Raw genomic sequence first — 13,816 nt, 5'->3', positions numbered from 1 at the left:
CGGGACAGGGGAAAAGAAGGAGATTTTCAATGAGTGAAACGAAATTTACACGTTATGAACTGAAGCCGTTCATTATAGATGCAATCAATAAATTAGGCTTTTACGAGCCGACTGAGATTCAGGAACGTCTGATCCCGACTGTGCTGAAAGGTGACAGCGCGATCGGTCAATCACAGACAGGGACGGGAAAGACGCATGCCTATGTCCTGCCGATCATGGACAAGCTTGATCCTTCGCGCAATGAAGTACAGGCAGTCATCACGGCACCGACTCGTGAACTTGCCAACCAGATTTATCATGAAGTCCTTAAAATAGCTGAACATGCTCCGGAGGGAGAGCAGATCACTGCCCGCTGCTATATTGGCGGAACGGATAAGCAAAGAACAATCGAAAAGCTGAAGACCCAGCCGCAAATCGTGATTGGCACGCCAGGCAGGATCAACGACCTTGTGAAGGAAAACGCTTTGTTCGTGCATACAGCCAATATCCTTGTTATAGATGAGGCCGATTTGATGCTCGATATGGGATTCATCGAGGACATCGACCAATTTGCATCCCGAATGCCGGAAAAGCTTCAGATGCTGGTATTCTCGGCCACCATTCCTGAAAAGCTTAAACCGTTTTTGAAAAAGTACATGGAAAACCCTAAATATGTCCAGATCGACCCTAAGCAGGCCACAGCCGCGAAGATAGAGCATATTCTCCTTCCTGCAAGGCACCGTGATAAAATTGGCCTTGTGCACTCCGCCCTGCTCGCATTCAATCCATATTTGGGAATCGTTTTCGCGAATACAAAGAAAAAAGCAGATGAAATCGCGGATGGACTGATTCAAAAGGGCTTGAAGGTTGGCAGGATCCATGGTGACCTCAGTCCTCGCGAGCGAAAACGGGTCATGAAGCAAATCAAAGACCTTGAGTTTCAGTACCTGGTTGCGACTGACCTGGCAGCAAGAGGAATTGACATCGAGGGCATCAGCCATGTTATCAACTATGAGCTGCCTACGGACCTTGATTTTTATATCCACAGGGTCGGAAGGACAGCACGCGCCGGATCCTCAGGAGTTGCTTTGACAATTTATGAGCAAAGCGATGAAGATGCATTGATCCGCCTTGAAAAGATGGGAATCACTTTTAATAACATCGACTTGAAAAAAGGTGAATTCACCGAGATAGAGGAGCGCAACCGACGCCAAAACCGAAAAAAGAAGGAAACGGCAGGCGAAGCAAAGGCAAAGACACTTGTCTCCAAGCCTAAAAAGGTAAAACCAGGCTATAAAAAGAAGATGAAATACGAAATGGATAAAATCAAAAAACGTGAAAACCGTATCCAAAAGAGAAATAAATAAAGGGATTTAGGAGAGATCTAGATGTTAATTGGCTCACATGTTTCGATGAGCGGCAAGAAAATGCTGCTCGCAGCAAGTGAAGAAGCTGTCTCATATGGTGCAAATACTTTCATGATCTATACTGGAGCACCTCAGAATACTAGAAGGAAGAAAATCGAGGACCTGAATATTGAAGCAGGGCGCCTGCATATGGAGCAGAATGGCATCAGCGAGATCGTTGTCCATGCTCCATATATCATCAATATCGGGAACACCCAGAATCCTGCCACCTTCGATTTGGGAGTCAGGTTTTTGCGGAGTGAAATCGACAGGACTGAAGCCATTGGAGCGAAGCAAATTGTGCTGCATCCAGGTGCGCACGTAGGTGCAGGTTCAGACAAAGGAATCGAGAAAATCATTGAAGGCCTGAACGAGGTCCTTAGCGCGGAAGACAAAGTCCAAATCGCACTGGAAACCATGGCCGGAAAAGGATCAGAATGCGGGAAGTCTTTTGAGGAGCTTGCGATGATCATCGACGGTGTCAAATATAATGACAAGCTTTCTGTCTGCTTTGATACCTGCCATACCCATGACGCAGGTTATCGAATCGTCGAGGATTTCGATGGCGTGCTGAACGAATTCGATAAAATCATCGGACTCGACAGGCTTAAAGTCATGCACATCAATGACAGCAAAAATGAGTTCGGGACAAGAAAAGACCGCCATGAAAATATCGGTTTCGGCTATATCGGCTTTGAAGCATTAAACTACATCGTCCATCACCCGCAACTGACGCAAATACCAAAAATCCTTGAAACACCATTTGTCGGTCCTGACAAGAATAATAAAAAAGCGCCATACAAACATGAAATCAAGATGCTGAAAAACAAGCAATTCGAAGAAAACCTGCTAGACACAATCATGAATGACTAAACAAAAGCTGCGGACACTCCGCAGCTTTTTTCTTTTTGTTGGGTTAAACGATAATGAGTATTACCTTTTAGAGGAAATAATAACTGTGATGATGGACATAGAGGGTGGAAGTGTCCGTCCTCGGGTTGATGATGGACAGAAATAGTGGAGAGATGGAGAAAAGTGTCCGTCATCAGGTTCATGATGGACAAAAATGCTGGAGAGAAGGGAAAAAGTGTCCGTCATCAAGCTCATGATGGACAAAAATGCTAGAGAAAAGGGAAATAGTGTCCGTCATCAGGCTCATGATGGACAAAAATGCCGGAGAAAAGGGAAAAAGTGTCCGTCATCAGGTTCATGATGGACAAAAATGCCGGAGAGAAGGGAAAAAGTGTCCGGCATCAAACCCATGATGGACAAAAACCCTAAAGAAAGACGAAAAAATGTCCGTCATAGATTTCTACGACGGACACAAACCCTATTTCGTGAATTTCACAAACAATTTATTGACTTCCCTTGCGGTTTCCGGGTTGGTGATTCTGGCAATTTGCTTAATGAGTGCCGTTCTTTCTGAATCATTAAAGATATTGACCTTTTTACCGCGTAAGTATCCGGCGATCTTATCTGCTTGTGCCTCTGTTATGGATATATTGAATTGAGAGGCGTATCTCAGCAGCTCATCCGCCGTTATGCTGCTTATTTTATGGTTAATGATATTTTCAAAAATAGCCAAAGATCATCACTCCTTCATAGTAGGGTATGTGCCCAGTTCTAAATTCGTGACAATTTTCTGGCGTGGAAAGTTCTTTTGTTTACTTTATGGGCAGTAAGAGATATACTACTTAAAGTAAATCGGAATGATTCTTATTTTGCAGGTGATAAAAGTGGATACGAATGATTACATCGTCCAGGTACAGGATGTTTATTACCGATACGATAAAGAAAATGTACTTGAAAATATAAATCTGTCTATTCTTCGAGGGAGCTTTTTGGCAATCGTTGGTCCCAATGGATCCGGAAAGTCGACGCTGCTGAAGCTGATGCTTGGTCTCATCAAGCCGCAAACAGGCACAATCCGACTGTTTGGACAGGATATCAATAAGTTTAGGGAGCAGCATAAAATCGGGTTTGTGTCGCAAAAGGCCAATTCCTTCAACACGGGCTTCCCTGCTACTGTTTTTGAGGTGGTGGCCAGCGGGTTGACGAAAAAACTCGGGCTGTTCCATTTTTTAAAGAAGACAGACCATGCAAAGATTAAACTGGCGATTGAATCTGTCGGGATGGGAAAATTCCTGGACAGGAATATCGGTGAGCTATCCGGGGGCCAGCAGCAAAGAGTGTTCATTGCCAGGGCACTTGTGAGCGAACCTGAATTGCTGATTCTGGATGAGCCGACGGTCGGTGTCGACGTGCAGAATGTAAACTCCTTTTATGAAATGCTCGAAACACTTAACAAAGAGAAGGGAATTACTTTGCTTCTGGTGACACATGATATCGGCACGATTTCCGAAAAAGTCACAAATGTAGCATGCTTGAATAAAAATATGCATTTCCATGGAAGTGCCGAGGAATTCGAACAATTGAAGCTGAATGATGTATCAGAAATATATGGGCATGATGTGCATGTTTTGACTCATGACCATGATCATCATCACGGGGGAGGCCACCATCATGATTAGTGGACTGATGCAATACGAGTTTTTGCAGAATGCCTTTTTGACCGGCATGATCATTGGTGTGATCGCTCCCCTTCTCGGCGTTTTCATTGTTGTAAGAAGGCTTTCCCTTATAGCTGATGCCCTTAGCCATGTTACCTTGGCGGGAATCGCAGCAAGCCTGCTGCTTGAGAAAAAGTTCATGGTTTTCAGCGGCCTAAATCCGCTTTACATGGGGATGGCTTTTTCGGTTGGCGGATCGCTGTTCATTGAAAAACTCCGCACAGTTTATAAGCATTATCAGGAACTGGCAATTCCGATCATCCTTTCGGGTGGAATTGGACTCGGCGTTATTTTTATTTCACTTGCCGACGGCTTCAATACAGATTTGTTCAGTTATTTATTTGGAAGCGTCAGCGCTGTAAGCAGAGCGGATTTATGGACCATCCTGATTATTAGTATCCTGGTGATCGCACTCGTTGCTTTGCTGTACAAAGAACTGTTTCTGTTATCATTTGATGAAGAATATGCTAGGGCAACCGGAATTGCTGCAAAGTCATTGCACTTTATTTTCATCGTCATGGTGGCACTGGTGATTGCAGCTTCCATGAGGATCGTTGGCATCCTGCTTGTTTCGTCCCTTATGACTTTGCCGGTGGCAGCAAGCATCCGGTTCGCCAAAGGATTCAAGCAGACGATTTTCTTCTCCATCCTGTTCGGTGAAATTTCGGTGCTGGGGGGCTTATTCCTGTCATACTACATGGATCTCGCTCCCGGCGGAACCATTGTCATGATTTCTGTATTCATCCTTGTGCTGGCTATCTGGCTAAAAAAACGCAGTGCAACAAGATCCATTTAAAGAGGTGTTATCATGAATGTGAATGAAGCAATGAACCTGCTGAAGGAACAGGGGTATAAACATACAGGTAAGCGTGAGGACATGCTCCAGCTATTTTCCGAACATGATAAATATTTGACGGCACGTGATGTCCTTGAGCAAATGAAGGAGAATTACCCTGGATTGTCGTTTGATACGATCTATCGTAATTTAAGTGTGTTTGTAGAGCTGGGGATTCTGGAGATGACTGAGCTGTCAGGAGAAAAACATTTCCGTTTTACGTGTTCGCATAAAGAGCATCATCACCATTTCATCTGCCTTGACTGCGGAAAGACAAAAGAGATTGAGACCTGCCCAATGAGGAATATCGAATCAAGCTTTAAGGGCTATGATATTTCGGGCCATAAGTTTGAAATATACGGAAGATGCCCTGATTGCATACACTAGGGCATATTGAAATGGAAAAACGGCCATCCTCAAATGGCCGTTTAACTGTTTTCTATCCAATTTCTTACCCATTCATTGGCTTCCTGCCAGTTATTAACTCGAATGACGCCATCAGGGATTGGCTCCTGGTTATACGGGGTGTCAAAAAGGATGACTGGAATTTTCAGTTCTTCATGCAGATTGACCGCATTATCATGTTTATCCTCAAAGAAAATATCTACATCATACTTCCGTGCTGCCTGAATTTTATCATGTGAACCAATCAGGTGAATATCATGATATTTAAGTTCATTGGCAGTAAACCACTCTTGAGTTAGTTCAAGTAAATGTGTGCCCCTCGCGCTGATGAAATACAATTCATGTTCATTTTCCCAGCTCTTCAGGATTTCCTTTGCTCCTGCTGCTAAAGGGGATTTGGAATAGATAACCGGTTCCATTTTTTTGAACCAGGCTGCAAACTCTTTTTCACTTACTGTTACAAGCGGCATAAAATCATACTGCTTGATATCATCAAGGGTAATATCCAAATCGAATGCTTCGTTCAAATACGGTACAAATGTGGTGGGACAGGTGACTGTTCCATCTATATCTATGCCAAAACGTCTTTTCATCAGTCTGCTCCTTAACATTGATCTCCTATTAATTTTACCAAATATGGATAGCACGCAAAAGATTAACTTTTTCGTGCATCAGTCAAACATTGCCATGATGAAAATCAATCCACTCGTAAACAATAATAAATGCTCCACTTAAGAAAGCGAGGGATTAAAGTGGCAGACCAAGAGCGAAAACAGATTGGTACCGAATATATTACTGAACCTAAGCAGGATGTCATTACTATAAGGGATGCGCGTGACGAGATCTACCAGGAGGAAACAGCAACAGAGCTGTATACTCCTGAACGTGATGAGCATTATCAGGAAATGACGGCAATCGCCGGACCTGGACGTGATGAGCACTACCAGGAAATGACGGCTATCGCCGGAAGTGATCGTGATGATCACTATCAGGAGATGACAGCGATTGCGGTGCCTGTTCGTGAAGAACATTATCGTGAGGAGACAGCGGCTGAAATTGCTGCTCCTGCACCCCCTGCGATCAGAAGAAGGTCAGAAGAAGAAAGTACAACTGGAGGACGGGGGCTTGCATACTCGGCTCTTGCCCTATCGATCTTGTCGCTGTTTATTTTGCCTGTTCTTTTCGGAGCAGCTGGAATTGTCCTTGGCTTCATGGCCCGCCGTCGGGGTTCCGCTATCGGCAGCTGGGCGATTGGAATAGGGATAATCTCCATTCTGGTCGGCATCTTTATTCTTCCGTTCTTTTGACGGAAAATGCCAAAAAAATGCCCGGGATTCCCGGGCATTTTTTATATGCTTATTTTTGGAGGGCAGCTTCCTGAAGCTTCTCCTCGGCGATTTTATCGATTTCTTTCTTTAATTCTTCTACCATTGTTTCTTCAGGTACTTTACGGACAATTTCTCCTTTGCGGAAAAGCAGTCCTTCCCCTCTGGCGCCGGCAATACCGATGTCGGCTTCCCGTGCCTCACCAGGACCGTTTACAGCGCAGCCGAGCACGGCCACTTTGATCGGTGCTTTGATCTTTGAGATATATTCTTCCACCTCATTGGCGATGCTGATCAAATCGATCTCGATTCGTCCACACGTTGGGCACGAAATCAATGTTGCGGCATTGGCAGCCAGGCCGAAAGATTTTAACAGCTCTCTTGCTACCTTTACCTCCTCTACCGGGTCTGCACTTAGTGACACCCTAACCGTGTTCCCGATTCCTTTGCTAAGGATCGCCCCAAGGCCAGCGGCACTTTTTACAGTTCCGGCAAATAAAGTTCCTGATTCGGTGATTCCAAGGTGCAGCGGATAATCGAAGGCCTTTGCTGCTTTCTCATATGCTTCAATTGCAAGGTTCACGTCTGAAGCCTTCATGGAAACAATGATATTGTGGAAATCAAGATCCTCAAGGATTTTGATGTGGTGCAAAGCACTTTCCACCATGCCATCTGCAGTAGGGTAACCGTATTTTTCGAGGATTCGTCTCTCTAGTGATCCGGCATTTACACCGATTCTAATAGGGATACCCTTCTCTTTTGCTGCCTTTACAACAGCTTCTACCTTTTCGCGCTTGCCGATATTCCCGGGATTGATCCTGATCTTATCAGCTCCCCCTTCGATTGCTTTAAGCGCCAGGCGGTAATCAAAGTGGATATCAACTACCAAAGGTATATTGATTCGTTTTTTTATTTCAGAAATCGCATTAGCTGCTCTTTCATCCGGACATGCAACCCGGACAATCTGGCAGCCTGCTTCTTCAAGGCGTTTAATCTCGGCAACAGTCGCTTCGACATCATGTGTCTTGGTAGTTGTCATACTCTGGATGACAACTTCATTGTTACCGCCAATTGTTAAATTCCCAACCTTTATCGGGCGGGTTTTAGTACGATGTATGATTTCACTCAACAGTGATTCGCTCCTTTAAAAAATGGAATTCATGATAAATTTCCTTAAGATGCACAACCCCATTTTATCAATCTTTTGTTCAAATTGACAAGGAAAGACTTTCTTAGTTAGGCTTTGTTAATTTCGACTGCTGTAATCCGGGAATTTATAGGTATTGCCAAATTTGATTTTTTGGGGATCTGTCCCTCCATTAAGCTGTTTAAAGTCTTCTACCGCTTGGGAAACCGGGATTGCGAGAGGTTTTTTGGAATTGCTGTCGAGGACAGACAGTACTGTATCGCCAGGCTTGACTTCATGCTCGAAATAAGGAATCTTCTCCTCAGCCTGGCTTCCTGCTTCTTCCGATTCCGCTTCTACTAAAACTGGTTCTGACGTTCTCGCTGCGGGAAGCGTTCCTATGCTTAAATCATTATAAATCGCATATGCTAATACCAGGAAAACCAGGAATCCTGCCAATTTTTTCATGGAACCTTCCTCCTAAACAGCTTATACCATTATTTATGCAGGAAAAATAGAGTTAAGAACCAATTTGCTAGAAAAAATACCTATTAATTTATTTGGTCAGGAAGAAAGTGATTAAGATTTATTAAATCAGGGGAGATAGGTAGAAACTAAAAAAAATGCGCCCTTGGCGCATTTTTAAATCTCTTCATTCTTCTGTACAGTTGGTATTTCCTTTATAGCTAATAGAAGAATCATCGATGCTACAAACCAGTTAATCGCAAAACTAAATGGCACCGTCGTTTTAAGGAATGCCATCAATGTAAAAAATAGAGTAGGGAGAGTTGTACTATAGGCAGACATTCTCCATAAATGTCTGTATTGAAGTTTCCTTTCGGCAAGGTTTTTTAATAGTAAACCGAAAAGTGCAAGTATCGAGACCTCTATGAATTTCATTCCTGCAGAAAAGACAAAAATGATGATAAACAGTAATCCGAGCATGACTGGGAGAGAAGATTCCGCCGTTTCAATGAGGGATTGAACATCCTCTTTGGATAAGTTCCCAGTCGAGAAAAGGGAATAGGGCACCGTATGGGTTTGGCCGCCCGCACTAAGGACAACCTCATGCTCCAGCATTCCGATAGTAGTCTCCATATTTTTCATATCCTTTTCCTCTACGGCGCCCGTTGGATCGAAAATAATCGTGTAAAGATCTCTTTTCAAGGTGATCGGCGCCTTAATATCCGATTTTAGCACGCCTTCCTCTATGGAAAAGGGAGGCAGGTCATTTGAGACAACTTGCTTTGCCGAGTCAATTGCTCCAGAAATGGCAGTAAACATATAAAAAATAACTGGCAGAATGGATAGTAACGTTAATAAGAAAACAAATAGAATGGTTTTTCCGATGCCCTGAAAGCGGGTAATCGCAATATCTTTAGGTGAATACAGGCTTTTTGCCATTTGGGTAATAAGATTCATCATTACACGTCCTTTAATAGATTCCATTGTCTATTTTAGCTTTTTAAAGGAGATTATAACAAGCAATTCAAACTTCTCTTGTAACATTTCTGTAATATTACTCCTGAATGTTAAGGTATTGTAAATTCGGCTCTTAAACAGTTTACTTTTTATTAATAATTCCTTCATAATGATTGTGTTTGTAGATGTTTGTCGAAATAAATCTAGGGGTTGAAAAAATGGAATTGAATTTACAAGAAATGCTGTTTGAATTCTTTGGGGGTCTTGGAATTTTCTTATACGGCATTAAATTCATGGGAGATGGGCTGCAAAAATCAGCAGGGGATCGACTAAGGGATGTCCTGGACAAGTTCACGACCAACCCGGTAATGGGTGTACTGGCTGGTCTGATTGTTACGGTTTTAGTACAGAGCAGTTCAGCGACCACAGTTATTACGGTTGGACTGGTAAGTGCCGGTTTCATGACATTGCGCCAGGCAATTGGAGTCATCATGGGTGCGAACATTGGTACGACAATCACTGCATTTATCATCGGAATTGACGTAGGTGAATATGCGCTTCCAATCATTGCCGTTGGTTCAATACTTTTATTCTTCTTTAAAAGTAAAAAAGTCCATAACATCGGACAGATTGTTTTTGGATTCGGTGCGTTATTCTATGGATTGGAACTGATGAGTGGAGGAATGAAGCCTTTAAGGAGTCTTGAATCATTCCACGACTTGACTGTGGAATTAAGCTCAAATCCATTCCTTGGGGTTGTAATTGGTACTTTATTCACAGTGATTGTTCAGAGTTCGAGTGCGACGATCGGTATTCTTCAAGGTTTGCACGCTGAGAATCTGATCAATCTTCAGGGAGCTCTCCCTGTATTATTTGGTGATAATGTTGGGACAACCATTACAGCTGTGCTTGCTGCCATCGGTACTTCGGTTGCGGCAAAAAGAGCTGCTGCTACCCATGTATTATTCAATTTGATAGGTACAACGCTGTTTTTAATATTATTGAAGCCATTCACACTTTTAATAGAAATGCTCAGGGATCAACTTTCTCTTAACCCTGAAATGACAATAGCTTTTGCTCACGGTATTTTCAACTCAACGAATACGATAATTCAATTGCCATTTATTGCGGTTTTGGCTTTCATTGTGACAAAGCTGATTCCGGGAGAAGACTCAATTGTCGACTACAAGGCACAGCATCTTGATCCGGTATTCATCGAGCAATCACCGTCTATCGCTCTTGGCCAGGCTAAAGAAGAAGTTCTTCGCATGGGTAAGTTCGCATTAAAGGGACTTGAAGAAACGAATGAGTTTTTGAAAACAAAAAATACAAAGCATTCCGGGAATGCCTATCAGCTTGAGGAAGCCATCAATAATCTTGACCGCAAGATTACAGATTATCTGGTGGATCTTGCCACAAGCTCTCTATCTGAGCATGAGTCAGAAGAACACAGCATGTTGATCGACACTGTTCGGGATATTGAAAGAATCGGTGACCATTTTGAGAATATCATCGAACTTATTGAATACCAGCAGGCTAATAAAGTGAGAATGACAGACACAGCCATGGATGACCTGGAAACAATGTTTAACTTGACTGTCAGTACGGTCGAAGAGGCATTGCAGGCACTAGATCAGAAGAATCTTGATGCAGCCCGGGCTGTTGTAACAAAAGAAGATGAAATTGACGGCATGGAACGCAGATTAAGAAAGCAGCACATTATGCGTATGAATGAAGGTCAGTGTTCGGGCCAGGCTGGTATCGTGTTCGTCGATATCATCAGCAACCTTGAACGGATCGGCGACCATGCAGTAAATATCGCAGAGTACGTTTTGGGAGAACAAAAATAGTGGTAAAATAAGCAAGGGGAAACCCTTGCTTATTTTTTATCATTAGATTTCATAGTTTGCAGTGAAAAGGATGGATTGTATGGATGCATTATACTGGTCAATAATAGGGCTATTATTCGCAGGCGCATTTGCGAGCCTGGTAATACCGATTTTGCCTGGTGTTCTTTTCATGCTGGGCGGTTTTATTTTATATGGCGTTTTTTATTCCTTTGACCCATTTAACTGGTTTTTTTGGACGATTCAGGGTGCGTTCGTCGCCTTGTTGTTCGGTGCTGACTATATTGCGAACATCATAGGTGTGAAAAAGTATGGGGGAAGCAAGGCTGGTATCTGGGGAAGTACAATCGGACTGATCGTTGGACCTTTTGTCATCCCAATTGTCGGTATCCTTGTCGGTCCGTTTATCGGAGCGGCGATTGCGGAGTTGCTGGTCAATAAAAAGAACCTGAATGACGCGATCAAAATCGGTTTCGGTTCAGTGGTAGGATTTGTCAGCAGCGTAGTGACGAAAGGAATCATCATGGCAGTCATGCTTGTTTATTTCTTCCTGATCATATAAAAAAATCGTGCTGATGCAGCACGATTTTTTTATTCCATTTAGGTTGACCTGGCGCAGAGATCAATTTAATCCGCAGATTTCAAATGAACAATTCTGGCAATCGACTTCCCGCTTTAAATAGCTAAGGTTTTTAACAGTGAATTTTAGCTGGTCGTAGGCAATGATGTCTTTTTCGCGCAATTCCTTCAGCATCCTTTGGATTACTTCACGCGTTCCATAGGTCAGATTGGCAAGTTCCTGGTGTGTGAGCGGCAAATCAATCAGGATGCCCTCATCTGTCATCACTCCGTAGCTGTTGCACAGCCTGATCAAAATGGAATACAATCCGCCTTTTTTACCGTTCATGATCAGATCCTGGCACTTCATTTGCGCCTTGAGGTATCTTGTGCTCAGCCAATTCACCAGTGCATTCATGGCGGTGTTATCATTAAGGACGAATTCCTCGAACTGTTCCCTTTTGATCATCAGGACCTCACAGTCTGTGAGAGTTTTTGCAGAAAAATGGTATCGTGGAGTATGTTTGAACAATTCATATTCTATGATCATTTCTTCGCCGTTCAGGATTTTGAGGATGAATTCCTTTCCCTTCATGTGGACGCGTCCGACAGAGACACTTCCGCTCAGGATAATATAAACGTTCTGAACATTTTCGTCTTCCTGAAAAAGGAGGGTATCTGCTTTAATTTTTTGGATTGTTTCCTTATCAATGAAGTTTTGTAAAATTAAACTGTATAATGATATATTTTTGTCCATCAGGATCGTCTCCTTATTATTCCTCTCTATACTTTGATTTAAAAGAATTGTTGCTACTGTGTCAATTGTGTTTTGGAAATAAATGGGTGTGTTTTTGGTGAGGTGCGACAAATATCGTTGACACGACTGCATTCGGGGAATATTGACGATTTTCTGAAACTTGTTTTAATTGGCTCAGGTAAAGATGAATGTAGATTTATAAACCCTGTGGATTGAAAAGAAAGGTGCGTAGACTGCTCCAAAAATGAACCTGTCTGAAATTAACTCTGCTTCGGACAGGTTTTCGCTGGTTTCCCCCAAACCTGTCTGAAGTTAGCTCTGGTTCGGACAGCTTTTGCTGCTTTTCCGCCAAAGCTGTCTGAAGTTGCCTCTGGTTCAGACAGGTTTTGCTGCTTTTCCGCCAAACCAGTCCGAAGTTAGCTCTGGTTCGGGCAGCTTTTCGTTGGTTTCCTCCAAACTAGTCTGAAGTTGCCTCTAGTTCGGCCAGCTTCCGCTTCTTTTCCCTCAAACCTGTCTGAATTTAGCTCTACTTCGGCCAGTTTTGCATCCTTTCACCAAAACCTGTCTGAAGTCGCCGCTGGTTCCTTATTTTCCTCGCGCGTGGGCAAGTTCGAGGCAGCTTCTTAATGACCCGGTGTCGCAGCTCTAGTGGGACTCCACAGGAGGAAAGCGGCGAGGAAAATCCGCTCCAGCCCTGCGGAACGCGAAGCGACTGGAGAGAAAATCATCAGCCTTGTTTAATAAAACCTTATGAATAAAAGTAGGGGGATCGGGGAAGTTTAATCTCGTTAAGCCAAAGCATTTTATTTGAAACCATTACCGTTCTTTGGTAATCTAATCATGAAGCACTTTTAGAACAATTCTAATTACTGAATTGTATGAAAGATTGTTCCGAAAGTGAAACACGATACATAGGAGGATGTTAAAAATGGCATTTGAATTACCGCAATTACCTTACGCATATGATGCACTTGAGCCACACATCGACAAGGAAACAATGAATATCCACCACACAAAGCACCACAACACTTACGTTACAAATCTTAACAACGCTTTGGAAGGAAACGAAGAGCTTCTATCTAAATCTGTTGAAGAAGTCGTTTCTAACCTGGATGCTGTTCCTGAAGCAGCACGTACTGCAGTTCGCAACAATGGCGGCGGCCATGCGAACCACTCTCTATTCTGGCAAGTCATTTCTCCAAACGGAGGCGGCGAGCCTACTGGTGAATTGGCTGAAGCAATCAACTCAAAGTTCGGCGGCTTTGAAGGCTTCAAAGAAGAATTCTCTAAAGCAGCAACTACTCGCTTTGGCTCTGGCTGGGCTTGGCTAGTTGTTAACAATGGCGAGCTAGAAGTGACTAGCACTCCAAACCAGGACTCTCCTTTAATGGAAGGCAAGACGCCTATCCTTGGATTGGATGTTTGGGAGCATGCTTACTACCTGAACTACCAAAACAGAAGACCAGAATACATCGGTGCATTCTGGAACGTTGTTAACTGGGAAGAAGTTAGCAAGCGTTTCGCTTCTGCGAAATAATAGAGTGAATATGCGAGAGGCTGCAGTTATTGCAGCCTCTCTATTTGTT

At 43.2% G+C, this 13,816-nt stretch carries 15 protein-coding genes; 9 read left to right on the top strand and 6 right to left on the bottom strand.

What is annotated here, in order from left to right; all coding sequences use genetic code 11:
• Positions 1-29 precede the first annotated feature (29 nt).
• Both M3593_RS04630 and M3593_RS04625 read left to right on the top strand, forming a co-directional pair.
• Complete coding sequence (locus M3593_RS04630) at positions 30-1,346, top strand: DEAD/DEAH box helicase (protein WP_251540918.1); 1,317 nt, start codon at positions 30-32, stop codon at positions 1,344-1,346.
• Positions 1,347-1,367: 21 nt separating this feature from the next.
• Positions 1,368-2,258 carry a deoxyribonuclease IV gene (locus M3593_RS04625; protein ID WP_251540915.1) on the top strand — a complete coding sequence of 297 codons (891 nt, stop codon included), beginning with the start codon at positions 1,368-1,370 and terminating at the stop codon, positions 2,256-2,258.
• Between the two features lie 457 nt (positions 2,259-2,715).
• On the opposite strand, the gene M3593_RS04620 is transcribed toward M3593_RS04625, so the two are convergent.
• Positions 2,716-2,970 carry a DUF2624 domain-containing protein gene (locus M3593_RS04620; protein WP_251540908.1) on the bottom strand — a complete coding sequence of 85 codons (255 nt, stop codon included), beginning with the start codon at positions 2,968-2,970 and terminating at the stop codon, positions 2,716-2,718.
• Positions 2,971-3,121: 151 nt separating this feature from the next.
• On the opposite strand from M3593_RS04620, the gene M3593_RS04615 reads away from it, so the two are divergent.
• Genes M3593_RS04615 through zur form a run of 3 tightly spaced genes read left to right on the top strand, consistent with a single transcriptional unit; the run spans position 3,122 to position 5,177 of the window.
• Positions 3,122-3,916, top strand: a complete 795-nt coding sequence (locus M3593_RS04615; RefSeq protein WP_144476182.1) for a metal ABC transporter ATP-binding protein — start codon at positions 3,122-3,124, stop codon at positions 3,914-3,916.
• Positions 3,909-4,751, top strand: coding sequence for a metal ABC transporter permease (locus M3593_RS04610; protein WP_251540907.1), 843 nt, complete (start codon positions 3,909-3,911; stop codon positions 4,749-4,751). Before M3593_RS04615 ends, M3593_RS04610 begins: the two co-directional genes overlap by 8 nt.
• Before the next feature lie 12 nt (positions 4,752-4,763).
• Complete coding sequence (gene zur, locus M3593_RS04605; protein WP_144476184.1) at positions 4,764-5,177, top strand: zinc uptake transcriptional repressor Zur; 414 nt, start codon at positions 4,764-4,766, stop codon at positions 5,175-5,177.
• Positions 5,178-5,218: 41 nt separating this feature from the next.
• Here zur and M3593_RS04600 read toward each other — a convergent pair whose 3' ends face one another.
• Positions 5,219-5,788, bottom strand: coding sequence for a 5' nucleotidase, NT5C type (locus tag M3593_RS04600; RefSeq protein WP_144476185.1), 570 nt, complete (start codon positions 5,786-5,788; stop codon positions 5,219-5,221).
• A 159-nt stretch (positions 5,789-5,947) separates the two neighbouring features.
• On the opposite strand from M3593_RS04600, the gene M3593_RS04595 reads away from it, so the two are divergent.
• A complete protein-coding gene (locus tag M3593_RS04595; protein WP_251540905.1) occupies positions 5,948-6,502 on the top strand; it encodes a DUF308 domain-containing protein in 555 nt (184 codons plus the stop codon).
• Between the two features lie 49 nt (positions 6,503-6,551).
• On the opposite strand, the gene ispG is transcribed toward M3593_RS04595, so the two are convergent.
• The 3 genes from ispG to M3593_RS04580 form a co-directional block, all read right to left on the bottom strand.
• Positions 6,552-7,640: a flavodoxin-dependent (E)-4-hydroxy-3-methylbut-2-enyl-diphosphate synthase gene (ispG, locus tag M3593_RS04590; RefSeq protein WP_186326755.1), complete on the bottom strand. Its 1,089-nt coding sequence runs from the start codon at positions 7,638-7,640 to the stop codon at positions 6,552-6,554.
• A gap of 126 nt (positions 7,641-7,766) precedes the next feature.
• Positions 7,767-8,114 carry a LysM peptidoglycan-binding domain-containing protein gene (locus M3593_RS04585; RefSeq protein WP_251540903.1) on the bottom strand — a complete coding sequence of 116 codons (348 nt, stop codon included), beginning with the start codon at positions 8,112-8,114 and terminating at the stop codon, positions 7,767-7,769.
• Positions 8,115-8,288: 174 nt separating this feature from the next.
• Positions 8,289-9,071: a DUF1189 domain-containing protein gene (locus M3593_RS04580; protein ID WP_251540901.1), complete on the bottom strand. Its 783-nt coding sequence runs from the start codon at positions 9,069-9,071 to the stop codon at positions 8,289-8,291.
• 215 nt (positions 9,072-9,286) lie between these two features.
• On the opposite strand from M3593_RS04580, the gene M3593_RS04575 reads away from it, so the two are divergent.
• Together M3593_RS04575 and M3593_RS04570 are read left to right on the top strand one after the other, a co-directional pair.
• A complete protein-coding gene (locus M3593_RS04575) occupies positions 9,287-10,918 on the top strand; it encodes a Na/Pi cotransporter family protein (protein WP_251540900.1) in 1,632 nt (543 codons plus the stop codon).
• Positions 10,919-10,997: 79 nt separating this feature from the next.
• Positions 10,998-11,477, top strand: a complete 480-nt coding sequence (locus M3593_RS04570) for a DUF456 domain-containing protein (protein ID WP_251540898.1) — start codon at positions 10,998-11,000, stop codon at positions 11,475-11,477.
• 60 nt (positions 11,478-11,537) lie between these two features.
• On the opposite strand, the gene M3593_RS04565 is transcribed toward M3593_RS04570, so the two are convergent.
• Complete coding sequence (locus tag M3593_RS04565) at positions 11,538-12,230, bottom strand: Crp/Fnr family transcriptional regulator (protein WP_251540896.1); 693 nt, start codon at positions 12,228-12,230, stop codon at positions 11,538-11,540.
• A 928-nt stretch (positions 12,231-13,158) separates the two neighbouring features.
• Here M3593_RS04565 and M3593_RS04560 point away from each other — a divergent pair.
• On the top strand, positions 13,159-13,767 hold the full coding sequence (locus M3593_RS04560; RefSeq protein WP_144476201.1) for a superoxide dismutase: 609 nt from the start codon (positions 13,159-13,161) through the stop codon (positions 13,765-13,767).
• The last annotated feature ends 49 nt before the right edge of the window (positions 13,768-13,816 follow it).

Origin of the sequence: Mesobacillus sp. MER 48, from assembly GCF_023714225.1 — a bacterium.
GTDB classification, from domain to species: Bacteria; Bacillota; Bacilli; order Bacillales; family Cytobacillaceae; genus Mesobacillus; species Mesobacillus oceanisediminis_A.
The sequence above is the reverse complement of the archived record's forward strand: the minus strand, read 5'-3'. Positions and strand labels throughout refer to the sequence as shown.

What these genes read in the sequence shown, in the direction of transcription:
- M3593_RS04630 (WP_251540918.1), top strand. Translation starts at nt 30, where the DNA reads ATGAGTGAAACGAAATTTACACGTTATGAACTGAAGCCGTTCATTATA.
- M3593_RS04625 (WP_251540915.1), top strand. Translation starts at nt 1,368, where the DNA reads ATGTTAATTGGCTCACATGTTTCGATGAGCGGCAAGAAAATGCTGCTC.
- M3593_RS04610 (WP_251540907.1), top strand. Translation starts at nt 3,909, where the DNA reads ATGATTAGTGGACTGATGCAATACGAGTTTTTGCAGAATGCCTTTTTG.
- zur (WP_144476184.1), top strand. Translation starts at nt 4,764, where the DNA reads ATGAATGTGAATGAAGCAATGAACCTGCTGAAGGAACAGGGGTATAAA.
- M3593_RS04600 (WP_144476185.1), bottom strand. Translation starts at nt 5,788, where the DNA reads ATGAAAAGACGTTTTGGCATAGATATAGATGGAACAGTCACCTGTCCC.
- M3593_RS04585 (WP_251540903.1), bottom strand. Translation starts at nt 8,114, where the DNA reads ATGAAAAAATTGGCAGGATTCCTGGTTTTCCTGGTATTAGCATATGCG.
- M3593_RS04580 (WP_251540901.1), bottom strand. Translation starts at nt 9,071, where the DNA reads ATGATGAATCTTATTACCCAAATGGCAAAAAGCCTGTATTCACCTAAA.
- M3593_RS04575 (WP_251540900.1), top strand. Translation starts at nt 9,287, where the DNA reads ATGGAATTGAATTTACAAGAAATGCTGTTTGAATTCTTTGGGGGTCTT.
- M3593_RS04570 (WP_251540898.1), top strand. Translation starts at nt 10,998, where the DNA reads ATGGATGCATTATACTGGTCAATAATAGGGCTATTATTCGCAGGCGCA.
- M3593_RS04565 (WP_251540896.1), bottom strand. Translation starts at nt 12,230, where the DNA reads ATGGACAAAAATATATCATTATACAGTTTAATTTTACAAAACTTCATT.
- M3593_RS04560 (WP_144476201.1), top strand. Translation starts at nt 13,159, where the DNA reads ATGGCATTTGAATTACCGCAATTACCTTACGCATATGATGCACTTGAG.